Consider the following 15,292-nt stretch of genomic DNA (forward strand, 5'->3'; position numbering starts at 1 on the left):
GCGCGCCGCGGTTTCATCCGAACAATTCCATTTGCTCGGTCTTGGGCGCGACCAAGGTTCGCACGTCGAGCTTGTCGGCAAGCACCACCGGGCGCCAGTCGCTCGCGATCAGGAAGGGGCGGATCTTGGCGATCGATACGGTGAGGCGACCGATGTCCGCAAGGCTCAACCGCCGCCAACGCCGCGCCGCCAGGATCTTCCCGACCGCGCGCGTCCCCAGCCCCGGCACACGCAACAGCATCTCCCGCGGCGCCCTGTTCACGTCGACCGGGAAGCGCGCGCGATGCTTGAGTGCCCAGGCGAGCTTGGGGTCGATATCGAGCGGCATCATGCCCGTCTCATCCGCGGCGTCCGCCACTTCCTGCGGACTGAATTCGTAGAAGCGCATCAGCCAGTCGGACTGATAGAGGCGATGCTCGCGCATCAAGGGCGGGCGCTTAAGCGGCAGAACGGCGCTCGCGTCCGGGATCGGCGAGAAGGCAGAATAATAGACGCGCCGCAGCCCGAACTTGCCGTAGAGCCCGGCCGCCCGCCCGACGATGTCGCGGTCGGTCGCCGCGTCGGCCCCGACAATCATCTGCGTGGATTGCCCGGCCGGCGCGAACCGCGCCGCCGATTTGTAGCGTTTCTTCGCATCCGCGGTGTCGAGGATATCGGCCTTGGTCGCCGCCATCGCGCCTTCGATCCGTGTCGCGGATTTCTCTGGCGCGAGCCGCTTCAGCCCGCTGACCGTCGGCAGCTCGACGTTGATCGACACGCGGTCCGCATACAGGCCGGCCTGGTGCACCAGCTCCGGATCGGCGTCGGGAATGGTCTTGAGGTGAATGTAGCCGCGAAAATCATGGTCCTCGCGCAAGCTCCGCGCAACCTCGACGATTTGCTCCATCGTGTAGTTGGACGACCGGATGATGCCGGACGAGAGGAACAGGCCCTCGATATAATTGCGGCGATAGAAAGCGAGCGTCAGTTGGACGACCTCGTCAGTCGTGAACCGCGCGCGGCGCACGTTCGAGCTCTTGCGGTTGATGCAATAATGGCAGTCGAAAATGCAGCTGTTGGTCAGCAGGATCTTGAGCAGCGAGATACAACGCCCGTCGGGCGCATAGGCATGGCAGATGCCCATGCCTTGGTCGGTCGACCCGATCCCCTTGCCCCCGCGCGAATCGCGCTTCACCGATCCCGACGAAGCACAGCTCGCATCGTATTTGGCCGCGTCGGCGAGAATTTCGAGCTTCTGGCGAGTGTCGAGTTGGGCCACTCGTTCCTTTTATGTTCCAAAACTTCGAAAGTCACTGATCTATGTGAGTCGCTTCACCGCTAACGCGGCCGTCATTCCGCGGCGAGCAACGTCTCCGCGCCACCCAGGTCGACCGAGACGAGCCGGCTGACGCCGCGTTCGATCATCGTTACCCCGAACAGGCGGTGCATCCGGCTCATCGTTACGGCGTTGTGCGTGACGACCAGATAGCGCGTGCGGGTATCCGCCACCATGCGGTCGAGCAGGTCGCAGAACCGCTCGATATTGGCGTCGTCGAGCGGGGCGTCGACTTCGTCGAGCACGCAGATCGGCGCGGGGTTGGTCAGGAACAGCCCGAAGATCAGGGCGACCGCGGTCAGCGCCTGCTCACCCCCCGACAGCAGGGTCAGCGACTGGAGTTTCTTGCCCGGCGGCTGCGCCATGATTTCCAGCCCTGCCTCCAGCGGATCGTCCGAATCGACCAGTTCGAGCCGCGCCGCACCGCCGTTGAACAGCGTCGCGAACAGCCGCTGGAAATGACCGTTGACCGCCTCGAACGCGGCGAGCAGCCGTTGCCGGCCTTCGCGGTTGAGCGTTCCGATCGACCCGCGCAACTGGTTGACCGCCTGGCCCAGCTCGTCGCGCTCCGCCGCCGCATCGATCCGCGCGGCGTCGAGTTCGGCGAGTTCGGTCTCGGCGACCAGATTGACCGGGCCGATCCGCTCGCGATCGACAAGCAATTTGTCGTGCTGGACGGATTCGTCCTGCGGATCGCCAACCTGGTCGGCGTCGAACCCGATCCGTTCGCCGAGCAGAGGGGGCGGACAGGCGAAGCGTTCGCCCGACAGGCGAGTCATCTCGATTCGGCGGAGGTCCTGGCTTTCGGCGCGCGCCGATGCCCCGGCGCGAGCTTCGCGCGCGAGCGATAGCGCCTCGGCGGCGGCCTGCGCGGTTTGCTCCCCATGGCGCAGCCTGGTTTCCGCCTCGCGTTCGGCGGCGGCCGCGGCGTCGGCGGCTGCGCGAAGGCCGGCATGCGCGGTTTCGTGCTCGGCGATCCGCGCGGTGAGTTCGTCGGGACGCGCCGCGGCAGCCTCCGCCTCGGCGGCCAGCGTCGCTTCGCGCTTCGCCATGTCGGCGATGCGTTTCGCCGCTTCGCCGGCACGGGCTTTCCATCCCTTCTGCTCGGCATCGGCGGCGGCCAGCCGCTCGCGGTCGGCGGCGACCGCGCGGTCGATAGTGCTCCGCTCCGTCCGCACATTGGATGAGGCGACGCGGCGCGCCTCAGCTTCGGCCTGGAGCCGCGCCACCGTCTCGCGGGTCGCCGCTCCATCGGGGAGCGCCGCGCGTGCGGCGTCGGCGCGCTTCACCTCGGCCTCGGCCTCACCGATCTCGGCGGCAACGCGGCGGCCGCGCGTGTCGAGGTCGGCGCGCTGCGCCTCGATCCGTTCGAGCTGCGCGGTTGCGCGATCCTCCCTCCGGCTCGCGTCGCGCGCCGCGGTCTCGGCCCGGTCGAGCGAGGCGCGCGCAGCGCTCGCATCGGCGCGCGCAACAGCGATCTTTGCTTCGGCGGCGTCGAGCTGGCTATTCGCCTTGTCGAGCGACCCTTGCGCCTTGGGCCGCGCTTTCTCGAGCGCCGCGAGCCGGTTGATCCGTTCGAGGCGTTCCGCCGCCGCCGCGCCGTTGGACTTGGCGACATAGCCGTCCCACCGCCGCAGGACGCCGCCAAGCGTCACCAGCCGCTGGCCGACCGCGAGCGGCTGGCCGCCATCGCTATCCGCCACCAGCACCTGCGCCAGCCGCCGCGCGAGCGCCGCGGGTGCTTCGACATGGTCACCGAGCCGTACCAGCCCGTGCGGACCCGGATCGCCCGGCAGCGGCTCGGCCCCGGCCCAATAACGGTCGGCCTTCGTGTCCAGCCCGGTTTCGAGATCGTCGCCCAAGGCCGCCGCCAGCGCGCGCTCGTACCCCGGCGCGGCGCGGACATGATCGAGCAATCGGTCTCGCCCCGACGGCCGAGTCGCCTTTTCCAGCGCGACGAGCTCGCTCTCGATCGCTGCCAGCTCAGCCCGCGCCGTGGCCCGCGCCGCCTCGGCGGAGTCGCGTGCCTCCTGCGCGGCGCGTTCGTCGGCATCGGCCCGTGCCCGCGCCGCTCGCGCGGTTTCCGCCGAGTCGAGCGCTTCGGCGCGTGCTTTGGCCGCCGCCGCTTTCTCGGCGCGTAGCGGGGTGACGTCGCCCAGCGCCTTGAACTCGGCTTCCCATGTCGCCTGGTCGCGTACCGCGCGGTCGTGCCGCGCGCGCGCCGCCACCGCCGCCGCTTCCGCGACGCGCGCATCAGCCAGTTCGGCGGCCTGGCGGCTCATCGCCTGCGCCAGCGCCACATCGGCGTCGCGCGCGGCGCGTTCTGCGTCCGCCAACGTCGCGTCGAGTGCAGGGAGCCGTGCCGCCGCTTCGTCGGCGCGTTTCGCCAGCGCCTTGGCCTCGGCATCGAGCCGGGCCAGCGCTTCCGCGGCATCGACCGCCAGTGCGCCCTCGCGCTCGCGATCTTCGGCGATCCGCCCGCGTTGTTCGGCCAGCTCGACGATCCGCCGCGCCGCCGCCGCATGCTCGGCGCGCAAGCCCGCGAGCGCGTGTCCTGCCTCGGTCGCCGCGTCGCGCGCGGCCAGCGCCGCGGCGCGCGCTTCGCCCAACGCCGTCGTCGCCGCATGCTGGTGCGCGGCCGCGGCGCGCTGCAGTTCGGCTGCAGTCGCGACCTTGTCCTCGCAGGCCGCCGCATCCGTCTTGGCCGCGTCCGCCGCCGCCGCCGCGTCGCGCCAGCGAGCGAAGATCATCCGCGCCTCGGCCACGCGGATCTTGTCCGACAGTTCGCGATAGCGTTCGGCCTGCCGCGCCTGCCGCCGCAACGCGTTGGCGCGCGTTTCCTGGTCGGACATGATCTCGTCGAGCCGCGCCAGATTGGCCTCGGTCGCGCGCAGTTTCTGTTCGGCGTCCTTGCGGCGGACGTGGAGGCCCGCAATGCCCGCGGCCTCCTCCAGCATGGCGCGGCGTTCGGCAGGCTTGGCGGCGATCACCGCGCCGATCCGCCCCTGGCTGACGAGCGCGGGCGAATGCGCGCCAGTCGCGGCATCGGCGAACAGCAGGGCGACGTCCTTCGCGCGGACGTCGCGACCGTCGATGCGATAGGCCGACCCCGCGCCGCGCTCGATGCGCCGTACGACTTCAGTCTCCCCGCCGTCGATCTCGGCCAGGATCGATACTTCGGCAAAGTCGCGCGCCGGCCGCACGTCGGTGCCGGCGAAGATGACGTCGTCCATGCCGGCGCCGCGCATAGACTTCGGGCTGTTCTCGCCCATTGTCCAGCGCAACGCCTCGAGCAGGTTGGACTTGCCGCAGCCGTTGGGACCGACGACGCCGGTCAGCCCGGGCTCGATGCGCAGGTCGGCCGGATCGACGAAGCTCTTGAAGCCCGAGAGCCGGAGCCGCTTTATCTGCATGTCGATCGCGGCCCCCGGCGCTCAGCGTTACGCGCCGCGGTTGGTCAGCACCGCCTTCAGCTTTTCCCAGCGATCGACGCCGTCGAGCTTGACGTCGTTGAGGATGAAGGTGGGCGTGCCGGTGATCTGATACTTGTCGTTCGCCGCTTGCGCACCATCGACGATCTTCTTGATCCCGGCGGGGTCGTTGAGGCAGGCGCGCGCCTTATCTTCGGGCAGCCCGCGCTGCTTCATGAAATCGATATAGCCGAGTCCTTCGGCGAAGGCGACGGCGACCTGATTTGGCGTGGCGTTGCCCATCGCCTGAACCTTGGCGGCGACCGCCTGTTCGTCCTTGAGCAGCGTTTCCTGATTCTTGAACATCTGGTCGAGGATCGGGAAGAACGTCGCGGTGTCGCCGGTGCACTGGCCGAGCAGGATCGGCGCGAAGTCGAGCGGGCCGTGAACCGGATATTCGCGGAACTCGTAGCTCACCTTGCCGGTCGCGATGAAATCGGCCTTGAGCGGCTCGAACCCTTCGGTATCGAACAAGGCGCAATAGGGGCAGGCGCGCGAGCCATATTCGACGATCTTAAGCGGGGCGTCGGGATTGCCCATACGGAAGCCACCTTCAGGCGTCTTGACGACGGTATCGACCCAGGCCTTGCCCGCGGGCGGGGTGACCGCCTTCACGCTGCCCGCCGGGGCGGTAACGTTGGTTGCGTCCTGGCTGCCGCCGCAAGCGGCCAGGAACAGCAGGGGAGCGGCGGCGAAAAGGGTACGAAACGTCATCGGGAACTCCAACGGAAAGAACTAGCTGATTTTGCCGGTAACGACGAGGCTGGCAAGCTCGTCGCCGACGATGGGTGGACCGCGCGTCGCGGCGACGCCGGCGGCCAGCGCGCCGAGCACCGCACGCAGTTCGGGATCGGCGATCGCCCGCAGGCCTTCGCCAATCGCGGCGGAAGGCTCGATCGGCTTGAGGCTGGGCGGCGCGACGCGCGACGGGCGGGGCGCGACATTGCCCTGTTTGAGCGTGAGGCGCGCGACCGCGGCATAGCCGAAGAAGCGATTGACGCGCTCCACGATCTCTGGGGCGATATGCTGCATCATCGCGGCGTGCGCGCCCTTCACGATTACGGTCAGCACCCCTTCCGCTTTCTTGCCCGGCGGGAAGCGGATCGATTCGGGGGTCGAAACGCCGGCATATTTCAGCCCGACGATCTCCGCCCAGCGCGTGACGATGCCCGACTGGACGAATCCGTAGCGCTTGAACGCCGCGCCGCCGACCTGGGGCAGCAAGTCCGCGACCGTGCGCGCCGGGCCGCCGCGGGGGCGCTCCTGAACGGGCGGTCTGGCGGGGGGGCGCTTGCTCATCGCGTCATCCATGCCATAGCCGACCCGTGGCCGCCAAGCATTCATCCGTCGCCGCCAAGCTGCTTGATTGGTATGACGCGCATCGCCGAGACCTGCCGTGGCGCGCGAAACCCGGCGAGGCCGCCGATCCGTATCGCGTCTGGCTGTCCGAGGTGATGCTGCAGCAGACGACGGTGGCGACCGTCACGCCACGGTTCCGGGCGTGGACCGCGCGCTGGCCCGATTTCGAGAGCCTGGCGCAGGCATCCGACGATGACGTCATGGCGGCGTGGGCGGGGCTGGGATATTACGCCCGCGCGCGGAACCTCGTCGCTTGCGCGAAGGCGGTGGTGGCGGACCATGGCGGGCGTTTTCCGGCGACCGAGGCCGAATTGCGCAGGCTGCCTGGCATCGGCGACTATACGGCCGCTGCGATCGCCGCGATCGCATTTGGCGAACACGCGACTGTGGTCGACGCCAACGTGGAGCGCGTCGTCGCGCGCTTGTTCCGCGCCACCACCAAGGCAAATGTTCGCGAAGCGGCGGAGACGATCACGCCGCCGGACCGCGCGGGCGATTTCGCTCAGGCCATGATGGACCTCGGCTCGGCAATCTGCACGCCGCGCAAGCCGCGCTGTTTGCTTTGCCCGCTTCGCGACGATTGCGCGGCGCTGGCGGTGGGGGACCAAGAAGCGTTTCCGGTCAAGGCTGCCAAAGCCGCCAGGCCGCAACGCTACGGCACGATCTTCTGGGCGCAGGCGGGGGATGCGGTGATGCTGGTCCGCCGGCCGCCCAACGGGCTGCTCGGCGGGATGCGGGCCTTGCCGACCGGGCCGTGGCAGGAAACGCAGCCCGGCATCGCCGAAGCACCGCTCACCGCCGACTGGACGATGCGCAAAGCGACCGTCGCGCACGGTTTCACCCATTTCAATTTGCAACTCGCGCTTGCGACCGCGCGCGTCGAACGCCATGCACTGCCCGTCGGCGGCGAATGGTGGCCGGTCGATTCGCTTGGCGAGGCGGGGTTGCCCACGGTCTTCGCCAAGGCGGCGGCAGCGATAGGAGAGGCTGATGCGTAAGTTCCTGACATCGATCGTGACCGGCACGGCGCTCGCCGCGATCCTGGCCGGCGGCGCCCTCGCGCAGGCGGTCGCGCCCGCGCCTCAGCCGGTTCCCGTCGTTCCGGCCGCCGACCCGTTGCCGGGGACGCGCGCGCTGCTCGATGGTTATGTAACATCGGGCAAGATGCCCGGCATCGTCGCCGCGTTCGGCGTCGGCGACAAGGCGACGATATTCCTCGCCGCAGGCAAGGTCGGGACCGGCGCCGGGGCCGCCGCGGCCGGCCCGGACAGCCTGTGGCGCGTCTATTCCATGACCAAGCCGATCACCGCGATGGCGGCGATGATCCTGATCGAGGACGGCAAGCTCAAGCTCGACCAGCCGGTCAGCGACATCCTGCCCGCGTTCAAGAACATGCGCGTAATGGACGACGCCAACGGATCCGTCGACGCCACGCACCCTGCCAAGGCGCAGATCACGATCCGCCACTTGCTCACCCACACCGCGGGACTTGGCTATGATCTCGGGCAGCCGGTGACGGTCAAGGGATCGCTGCTCGACCGCTACCGCACGCTCGGCATCAACCCGGCGCAGGTCAGCCGCGCGACCGAGCTCAGTTTCCGCACGATCCGCCCCGCCACGCTGCAGGCGTTCGCGACCAAGGTCGCGGCGCAGCCGCTGCTGACCGAACCCGGCGCCAAATGGAGTTATTCGATCGGCCTCGACGTGCTGGCCGCGGTGGTCGAGAAGGCGGCGGACATGCCGTTCGACAAGTTCGTCCAGACTCGGCTGTTCGATCCGCTCAAGATGAAATCGAGCTATTGGCGGGTGCCGGCCAGCGAGGCCGGACGGTTCGCGACCAACTACGCCTTCCTGCCGGGGGGCGACAAGACGATCCCGCTCGATCCCGCCGCGACCTCGGTCTATCTCGACGCGCCCAGCTTTCCCTATGGCGGCGCGGGCCTCGTCATGTCGGCGAGCGACTATGACCGTTTCCTCCATATGCTGCAGAATTACGGTGAGTTGGACGGCGTGCGGGTGATGAAGGCCGAAACCGCGAAACTCGCGATGTCCGACCTGTTGCCGCCGGGCGTCATATTCGGCGCGCTGCCCGGCGGGACCGGGGGCACGATGAACCTGCGCATGGGGTTCGGCGCGGGCGGATCGGTTATTCTGGAGGACCATGAAGGCAGCGTCGGCGCGGGCACCTATGGCTGGGGCGGCGCGGCGGGGACGATCGCCTATGTCAATCCGATCAAGAAGCTTCGCGGCACGGTGATGGTCAATTACTTCCCTGGCGAAAAATGGCCGGTCCGCGCGGAGACGACAAAGGCGTTCCTGAGCGACATCGCTGGTTACAAATGATCGCACCCGGGTTTACCGGCAGTCCGCTCGACCGCGCCGACCATCTGCGCCACGATGCGGACGCGTTGGCGGCGGCGATGGGGGACTGGCGCGCGAAGCTGCTGCGGCTCGACGCGGCGTTCACCCCGGATGTCGGCGATGACGGCACGCTCGGCTGGACGAACCTGGCCGACGCGCCGCCCGATACCGAGCTGGTGTTCCTGGGCCTGATCGACGGCAAGCCGCATTTCGCCGCGTTCATCGACGGGATGCACGCGCCGCCGGGCCGGCCGGTGGCGATGTTCGCGATGCTCGACCGGCTGCAATCGAGCGAGGCGGCGACCTATGCGGCGGCGCGCAGCGTGCTCGACTGGCATAGCCGCCATCGTTTCTGCGCCAATTGCGGCAACCCCACCGCGATGTTCCGCGCGGGCTGGGGGCGGCTGTGCAACCATTGCGGCGCCGAACATTTCCCGCGCACCGACCCCGTCGTTATCATGATCGCCGAGCATGAGGGTCGGGCGCTGGTCGGACGCGGGCCCAATTGGCCTGCGGGGCGCTATTCGGCGCTTGCAGGCTTCATGGAGCCGGGCGAATCGATCGAGGAAGCAGTCGCGCGCGAAATCTTCGAGGAAGCAGGGGTGCGGGTGAAGAACGTCCGCTACGTCGCCAGCCAGCCGTGGCCGTTCCCCTCCCAACTGATGATGGCGTGCGTTTCGGAAGCCGAGGACGACAAGATCACGATCGACCCGAAGGAATTGCAGGACGCGATCTGGGTCAGCCGCGCCGACATGAAGCGCGCGCTGGCGGGCGACCCGACAGCGCCGATGGCCGCGCCGCCGCGCTTCGCGATCGCGCATACCTTGCTGACACGCTGGGTGAACGAGGAATGCTGACCGCCGAGCCGCAATTGTTCGTGTCGGACATCGGGGCGTCGTGCGACTTCTTCGCGAGGATCGGGTTCGCAACCGCTTTCGTCCACGGCGACCCGCCTTTCTACGCGCAGGTCGCGCGCGACGGAGCGCGGCTCAACCTGCGTCATGTCGACGGGCCGGTATTCGACGCCGGCTTTCGCGCGCGAGAGGCGGACGCGCTGACGGCCACCATCACAAGCGACGACATCGCCGCCCTCTACGCTGAATTGACCGCCGCCGGGGTCGCGTTTTACCAGGAGCTACGCACCGAAAGCTGGGGCGCGCATACCTTCATCCTCGCCGATCCCGACGGCAACCTGATCCTGTTCGCGGGCCGCTAGGCGGCCGCCGCCGTCACCGCGTCGCAGATGCGGTCGACCACCGCCTCGACCTGGTTCGCGTCCTCGCCTTCGGCCATCACACGAATCACGGGTTCGGTGCCGGAGGGGCGGATCACCAACCGGCCCTTGCCCGCCAGTTCGCCCTCGGCATCGGCAATCACCGCCTTCACGCCGGCGTCGTCGAGCGGCTTGCCGCCCTTGAACCGCACGTTCTTGAGCAATTGCGGCAGCGGATCGAAGCGGTGGAGCAATTCGCTCGCTGGCAAGCCCGACCGCACCAGTTCGGCGAGGATCTGCAGCGCCGCGACCAGCCCGTCTCCGGTCGTCGCATAGTCGCTGAGAATGATATGCCCCGATTGCTCGCCGCCGACATTATAGCCCTGGCCGCGCATCGCCTCCAGCACGTAGCGGTCGCCGACCGCGGTACGGATCAGCTTGATCCCCTGCGCCGCGAGATGCCGTTCGAGCCCGAGGTTCGACATCACCGTCGCGACGAGACCGCCGTTGGCGAGCGTGCCGGACCGCGCCCAGCTCGTCGCGATCAGCGCCATCAACTGATCGCCGTCGATCACGCGGCCGTTCTCGTCGACCACGATCAGCCGGTCGGCGTCGCCGTCCAGCGCGATGCCGATATGCGCGCCCGACGCCACTACGGTCTCGCACAGGGTCTGCGGCGCGGTCGATCCGACCTGGTCGTTGATATTGGTGCCGTTCGGCGACACGCCGATCGCGATGACGTCGGCGCCCAGTTCCCAGAGCGTCGTCGGCGCGACCTGATACGCTGCACCGTTTGCGCAATCGACGACCACCTTGAGGCCGTCGAGCCGCAGGTCGTCGGGAAAGGTGGACTTGGCGAAATGGATGTAGCGGCCGCGGGCATCCTCGATCCGGCGGGCACGGCCGATTTCGGCAGCCGGCGCGAGCGGCACGTCGCCGTCGATCAGCGCCTCGATTGCCAGTTCGTCGGCATCGCTGAGCTTGTAGCCGTCGGGACCGAACAGCTTGATCCCGTTGTCGGCGAAGGGATTGTGGCTCGCCGAGATCATCACGCCCATGTCGGCGCGCATCGACTTGGTCAGCATGCCGATCGCCGGGGTGGGCAGCGGGCCGAACAAGGTCACGTCCATCCCCACGCTGGTGAAGCCCGCGACCAGCGCGTTTTCGAGCATATAGCCCGACAGTCGCGTGTCCTTGCCGATCACGACGCGGTGCTTGTGGTCGCCGCGCACGAAATGCGCGCCAGCCGCCATGCCGACCTTCATCGCCATCTCAGCGGTCATCGGCGCCTTGTTGGTCAGGCCGCGAATCCCGTCGGTGCCGAAATATTTTCTTGCCATCCTGCTCGTTTCCGTCCGCTATTCTGCGCGTTGTCGCCATCTCTTAGCGCGGCATTCAGGGAAGGGCGAGCATGAGCCAGGCGTTTCGGATTTTGGCGTCGCTGGTGGTCGGACTGCTGCTCGGGATCGCGCTCGCCAGATGGGTGCCCGACGCCGGGGCGTTCCTGCTGCTGTTCACCAAGCGGATCGGCGGCGCGTGGCTGCACGGGCTGCAGATGGTGATCGTGCCGCTGGTCGTGGCCCTGCTGGTGATCGGCATCGCGGCATCGGCCGAGGCAGCGCGCGCCGGCAAAATCGCGGCGCGCGCGCTGATCGCGTTCGTTGTGATCCTGTGGGTCAACACCTTGCTGTCGGCATTCCTGACGCCGCTGCTGCTCGAGCTCTTTCCGCTCCCCGCCGAATGGGGCGACGCGTTGCGCGCGTCGCTATCGAGCGCCAAGGCGGCGGGACAGATTCCCAGCCTGGGCGATTTCTTCGACAAGATCGTCCCGACCAACATCGTCGACGCCGCCGCGACCGACTCCTTTTTACCGCTGACGGTGTTCGCGATGGTGTTCGCCTTCGCCATCACGCGATTGGAAGCGGCCCGCCGCAAGACGCTGATCGATCTCTTTCAGGCGATCGCCGACGCGATGGTGGTGGTGATCGGCTGGGTGCTGGTGCTCGCCCCGCTGGGCGTGTTCTGCCTGGCGTTCGGGCTGGGGATGGAAACGGGCGCGGCGGCGTTCGGGGCGCTGGCGCATTACATCGCGATAGTCTCGACCCTCGGCATCCTCGTGCTGCTGTCGGCCTATCCGCTGGCGGTGATCGGCGCGCGGGTCGGGATCGGGCGGTTCGCCCGGGCGGTGCTGCCGAGCCAGGTCGTCGCGATCTCGACTTCATCGTCGCTCGCATCCCTGCCGGCTATGCTGCGGTCAAGCGAAGCGCTTGGCGCACCAGCCGCCGTGTCGGGCGTGGTATTGCCGATCGCGGTCGCGGTGTTCCGCGCCACCAGCCCGGCGATGAACCTCGCGGTCGCGCTTTACGTCGCGATGCTGACGGGTACGCATATCGGTCCGGGCCAACTCGCCGCCGGAGTCGCCACCGCGGCGATTACCACGATGGGCTCGGTATCGCTCCCCGGCACGATCAGCTTCTTCGCCTCGGTCGCGCCGGTGTCGGTGGCGATGGGCGTGCCGATCGAGGCGCTCGGGCTGCTCGTCGCGGTCGAGACGGTGCCGGATTTATTTCGCACGCTCGGCAACGTCACCATGGACGTCGCTGTCACCGCCACCATATCGGCCCGCAGCGGCGGCGGCCCCGAGGGTGAGACCGACCGCGCACTCGAGGAGCTTCCCGGATGAAATATCGCACGCTTGGCACGCACGACGGCGGCCTGAAAGTCTCGGCGATCGGCATCGGCTGCATGCCGATGATCCGGGAGGGCAACATCAATTACGGTCATGCCGACGACGATGAATCGATCCGGACGATCCACGAGGCGATCGACCTTGGCGTGACCTTTTTCGACACCGCCGAGATGTACGGACCGTTCTCCAACGAGGAACTGGTCGGCCAGGCGATCAAGGGCAAGCGTGAGGGGCTCGTCATCGCGACCAAGTTTGCGGCGCGCTGGAACGGGAATGAGATGATCGGCCTCGACGGCAGCCCCGAAAATGCGCGCCGGGCGTGCGAGGGATCGTTGCAGCGGCTCGGCATCGACACGATCGACCTGTTCTATCAGCACCGCGTCGACCCCAACGTGCCGATCGAGGACACCGTCGGCGGCATGGTTGAGCTGGTGAAGGAAGGGAAGGTACGCCACATCGCTCTGTCCGAAGCTGGGGCGGAGACGATCCGCCGCGCGGCGCAGGTTCATCCCATCACCGCATTGCAGAGCGAATATTCGATCTGGGAGCGCGATGTGGAGGGCGACATCCTGAATGCCTGCCGGGAGAACGGTATCGGCTTCGTGCCCTATTCGCCGCTGGGGCTAGGGTTCCTAGCGGGCACGATCCGCAGCCTCGACGACTTGCCCGCCGACGACTGGCGCCGCAACGATCCGCGCTACCAGCCCGACACGCTGCCGCAGAACCTCAAGATCGTCGACGCCATCGCCGAGGTGGCGGGGCACCACAATGCGTCGAACGCGCAGATCGCGCTGGCGTGGTTGCTCGCGCAGGGCGACGACATTGTGCCGATCCCCGGCGTGAAGCGTCGCGTGACGATGCGCGATTCGGCGGGTGCGCCCGACGTGACGCTGACCGAACAGGATCTCGCGACGATCGAGGCGGCCGCGCCCAACGGTGGCACCGCCGGGCCGCGCTACGCCGAGCGCGGGATGCGGATGGTCAAACTCTAGCGGTCGCCGGGCGGCACGGGGTCATTTGACCCCGTGCATCCACTTCTTGAGCGGGAACGACAGCAGGAACAGGAGCACGCCAAGCCCGATCGCGACCCAAGCGATTGTGGTGAAGGTATGCGTGTAGGTATCGAGGCTGACCTTCAGGTTGGTTACCTGCCCGCCCACCGTCTCGACGCTGGCGAACTGTGCGACCACGCCCGCGACGTATTGTGCAACCGAGATCGACAGGAACCATACGCCCATCATCAGCCCGACGATCCGCACGATCGACAGCTTGGTGATCATGCTGAGACCGACCGGCGAGATGCACAGTTCGGCCAACGAATGGATCAGGTAGAGACCGGCGAGCCACCAGATGCCGACCTTGAAGTCCGGACCCGCGAAGCTCGATCCCCAGACCAGGAACAGGAAGCCGAGCCCGACGCCGATCAGTGCGATCGCGAATTTGACCGGGATCGGTGGCTCGAGTCCGCGTCGCGCCAGTGACGTCCAGAGCAAGCTCATGAACGGCGCGAAAATGACGATGAAGGCCGCATTGAAGAACTGCGTCTGGCCGGCCGAAATGCTGAACAGCCCGAATACCGACAGGTCGGTGTTGCGGTCCGCGAACAGCGTCAGCGACGATCCGGCCTGTTCGAACAGCGTCCAGAATACGACGTTGAAGACGATGAGTATCATCGCGGCCAGCATCATCTGGAACTCGACCTTGTTACCGACGCGCCAGGACCAGAACAGGATGACGGGGATGCCGATCAGGAAGGTGCCGAACAGCAACTTGCCCATCAGCGACAGCGAGACCAGATAGCCGACGAAACCCGACCCCTCGACCGGCGCGGGCGCGCTCATGAGGTTGGTGAACAGGAAATAGATGACCGGCAACGACGCCAGCGCGCAGATGAAGATGATTATCGCGCGGTTGGGGGCGTTCGCTGGCGGCTCGCCATAGCCACCCAGTCGTCCGCCATCGAACTGGATCAGCGTCCAGGAAAACAACATACCAATCGATGCAAGTCCGAACCCGGCCCACCAACCGACCGCCGTAGCAAGAAACGGGCACAGGATCTGGGAGAATAGCGAGCCGAGATTGATCCCCATGTAGAAGATCGTGAACCCGGTGTCGCGCCGGCCGTCACCCTTCGGATAGAGTTCACCGACCATCGTCGAGATGTTGGGTTTGAAGAACCCGTTGCCCATCGTCACCATCGACAGGCCGATCAGCAGCACCATCGTGAAGAAGGGCGAACGCTCGCCGTCGGATTCGAGTCCGCCCTTGGGCAATGTCTTGGCGACCTTGCCGTCGGCGGCCACAAGGTTGACGCTGCCGTCCTCCTGGCCCTTGATCGCGAGCTTGTCGGCGCCGATCGTGACATATTGCTGCTTGTCGCCGCTCGCCTTGTCGATCGTCACTTCATAACGCTGGCCCTCGATCATCGCGAAGGGCTTGGCTTCGGTGCCCATGCCCGCGCCCACGCTGAGGATCAGATAGCCGAGCGACATGATGATCGCGCCGAACTTTACCGCGCGTTTCGACCCGAGATAGCGGTCGGCCAGCAGCCCGCCGACCAGCGGCGTCAGGTAGACCAGCGCGGTGAACCCGCCATAGACCCCGTTAGTCGTGCGATCGGAAAACAGGAAGTAATTGGCAAGATACAGCGTAAGCAGCGCGCGCATGCCGTAATAGCCAAACCGCTCCCACATCTCCGTGGTGAACAGCCGCGCCAGCTGTCTTGGGTGCCCGAACCACGTATCCTCGGCCGCCGGATTGACGTGGGTAATGTCCGGCTCGCGCGGGTTGTCCGCGGTCGGGGTGTCCACCATGCATGCGCTCCCTGAACTCTCGTGCCGCCGTCGAATGCGCGGCGGATGGTTGCAAGTGAGACTAGCGGCAAA

At 67.4% G+C, this 15,292-nt stretch carries 12 protein-coding genes; 6 read left to right on the forward strand and 6 right to left on the reverse strand.

Going from position 1 to position 15,292, the window contains the following annotated elements; translation table 11 throughout:
- Positions 1 to 13: 13 nt before the first annotated feature.
- From J0J06_RS12115 to J0J06_RS12130, 4 genes are all read right to left on the reverse strand, one after another.
- Positions 14 to 1,258, reverse strand: coding sequence for a putative DNA modification/repair radical SAM protein (locus tag J0J06_RS12115; RefSeq protein WP_294042253.1), 1,245 nt, complete (start codon positions 1,256 to 1,258; stop codon positions 14 to 16).
- Between the two features lie 71 nt (positions 1,259 to 1,329).
- Positions 1,330 to 4,728, reverse strand: coding sequence for a chromosome segregation protein SMC (smc, locus tag J0J06_RS12120; RefSeq protein ID WP_294042255.1), 3,399 nt, complete (start codon positions 4,726 to 4,728; stop codon positions 1,330 to 1,332).
- A gap of 27 nt (positions 4,729 to 4,755) precedes the next feature.
- Positions 4,756 to 5,499, reverse strand: a complete 744-nt coding sequence (locus J0J06_RS12125; RefSeq protein ID WP_294042257.1) for a thioredoxin domain-containing protein — start codon at positions 5,497 to 5,499, stop codon at positions 4,756 to 4,758.
- A 21-nt stretch (positions 5,500 to 5,520) separates the two neighbouring features.
- On the reverse strand, positions 5,521 to 6,084 hold the full coding sequence (locus J0J06_RS12130; RefSeq protein WP_294042259.1) for a DUF721 domain-containing protein: 564 nt from the start codon (positions 6,082 to 6,084) through the stop codon (positions 5,521 to 5,523).
- 59 nt (positions 6,085 to 6,143) lie between these two features.
- Between J0J06_RS12130 and J0J06_RS12135 the strand changes: the two genes are divergently transcribed.
- From J0J06_RS12135 to J0J06_RS12150, 4 genes are read left to right on the forward strand one after another with little or no spacing between them, the layout of a single operon-like run.
- Complete coding sequence (locus J0J06_RS12135; protein ID WP_294042508.1) at positions 6,144 to 7,142, forward strand: A/G-specific adenine glycosylase; 999 nt, start codon at positions 6,144 to 6,146, stop codon at positions 7,140 to 7,142.
- Positions 7,135 to 8,487: a serine hydrolase gene (locus J0J06_RS12140; RefSeq protein WP_294042261.1), complete on the forward strand. Its 1,353-nt coding sequence runs from the start codon at positions 7,135 to 7,137 to the stop codon at positions 8,485 to 8,487. Before J0J06_RS12135 ends, J0J06_RS12140 begins: the two co-directional genes overlap by 8 nt.
- Entirely contained in the window at positions 8,484 to 9,362 is an 879-nt protein-coding gene (gene nudC / locus J0J06_RS12145) for an NAD(+) diphosphatase (protein ID WP_294042263.1), read from the forward strand. Before J0J06_RS12140 ends, nudC begins: the two co-directional genes overlap by 4 nt.
- On the forward strand, positions 9,356 to 9,721 hold the full coding sequence (locus tag J0J06_RS12150) for a VOC family protein (RefSeq protein ID WP_294042265.1): 366 nt from the start codon (positions 9,356 to 9,358) through the stop codon (positions 9,719 to 9,721). Before nudC ends, J0J06_RS12150 begins: the two co-directional genes overlap by 7 nt.
- Here J0J06_RS12150 and glmM read toward each other — a convergent pair.
- A complete protein-coding gene (gene glmM / locus J0J06_RS12155; protein ID WP_294042267.1) occupies positions 9,718 to 11,058 on the reverse strand; it encodes a phosphoglucosamine mutase in 1,341 nt (446 codons plus the stop codon). The genes J0J06_RS12150 and glmM overlap by 4 nt on opposite strands.
- A 71-nt stretch (positions 11,059 to 11,129) precedes the next feature.
- Between glmM and J0J06_RS12160 the strand changes: the two genes are divergently transcribed.
- Positions 11,130 to 12,401, forward strand: a complete 1,272-nt coding sequence (locus J0J06_RS12160; RefSeq protein ID WP_294042269.1) for a cation:dicarboxylase symporter family transporter — start codon at positions 11,130 to 11,132, stop codon at positions 12,399 to 12,401.
- Positions 12,398 to 13,399: an aldo/keto reductase gene (locus tag J0J06_RS12165; protein ID WP_294042272.1), complete on the forward strand. Its 1,002-nt coding sequence runs from the start codon at positions 12,398 to 12,400 to the stop codon at positions 13,397 to 13,399. Before J0J06_RS12160 ends, J0J06_RS12165 begins: the two co-directional genes overlap by 4 nt.
- Before the next feature lie 21 nt (positions 13,400 to 13,420).
- Here J0J06_RS12165 and J0J06_RS12170 read toward each other — a convergent pair whose 3' ends face one another.
- Positions 13,421 to 15,220 (reverse strand): peptide MFS transporter, encoded by a 1,800-nt coding sequence (locus tag J0J06_RS12170; RefSeq protein WP_294042274.1) that lies wholly within the window; start codon positions 15,218 to 15,220, stop codon positions 13,421 to 13,423.
- Positions 15,221 to 15,292 lie beyond the last annotated feature (72 nt).

The sequence above is a fragment of the Sphingomonas sp. genome (genome assembly GCF_017304615.1).
Classification (GTDB): domain Bacteria; phylum Pseudomonadota; class Alphaproteobacteria; order Sphingomonadales; family Sphingomonadaceae; genus Sphingomonas.

Excerpts from the sequence above, each read along its gene's own strand:
- glmM (WP_294042267.1), bottom strand. The coding sequence starts at position 11,058 with ATGGCAAGAAAATATTTCGGCACCGACGGGATTCGCGGCCTGACCAAC.
- J0J06_RS12170 (WP_294042274.1), bottom strand. The coding sequence starts at position 15,220 with ATGGTGGACACCCCGACCGCGGACAACCCGCGCGAGCCGGACATTACC.
- J0J06_RS12140 (WP_294042261.1), top strand. The coding sequence starts at position 7,135 with ATGCGTAAGTTCCTGACATCGATCGTGACCGGCACGGCGCTCGCCGCG.
- J0J06_RS12125 (WP_294042257.1), bottom strand. The coding sequence starts at position 5,499 with ATGACGTTTCGTACCCTTTTCGCCGCCGCTCCCCTGCTGTTCCTGGCC.
- nudC (WP_294042263.1), top strand. The coding sequence starts at position 8,484 with ATGATCGCACCCGGGTTTACCGGCAGTCCGCTCGACCGCGCCGACCAT.
- J0J06_RS12130 (WP_294042259.1), bottom strand. The coding sequence starts at position 6,084 with ATGAGCAAGCGCCCCCCCGCCAGACCGCCCGTTCAGGAGCGCCCCCGC.
- J0J06_RS12160 (WP_294042269.1), top strand. The coding sequence starts at position 11,130 with ATGAGCCAGGCGTTTCGGATTTTGGCGTCGCTGGTGGTCGGACTGCTG.
- J0J06_RS12150 (WP_294042265.1), top strand. The coding sequence starts at position 9,356 with ATGCTGACCGCCGAGCCGCAATTGTTCGTGTCGGACATCGGGGCGTCG.
- J0J06_RS12165 (WP_294042272.1), top strand. The coding sequence starts at position 12,398 with ATGAAATATCGCACGCTTGGCACGCACGACGGCGGCCTGAAAGTCTCG.
- smc (WP_294042255.1), bottom strand. The coding sequence starts at position 4,728 with ATGCAGATAAAGCGGCTCCGGCTCTCGGGCTTCAAGAGCTTCGTCGAT.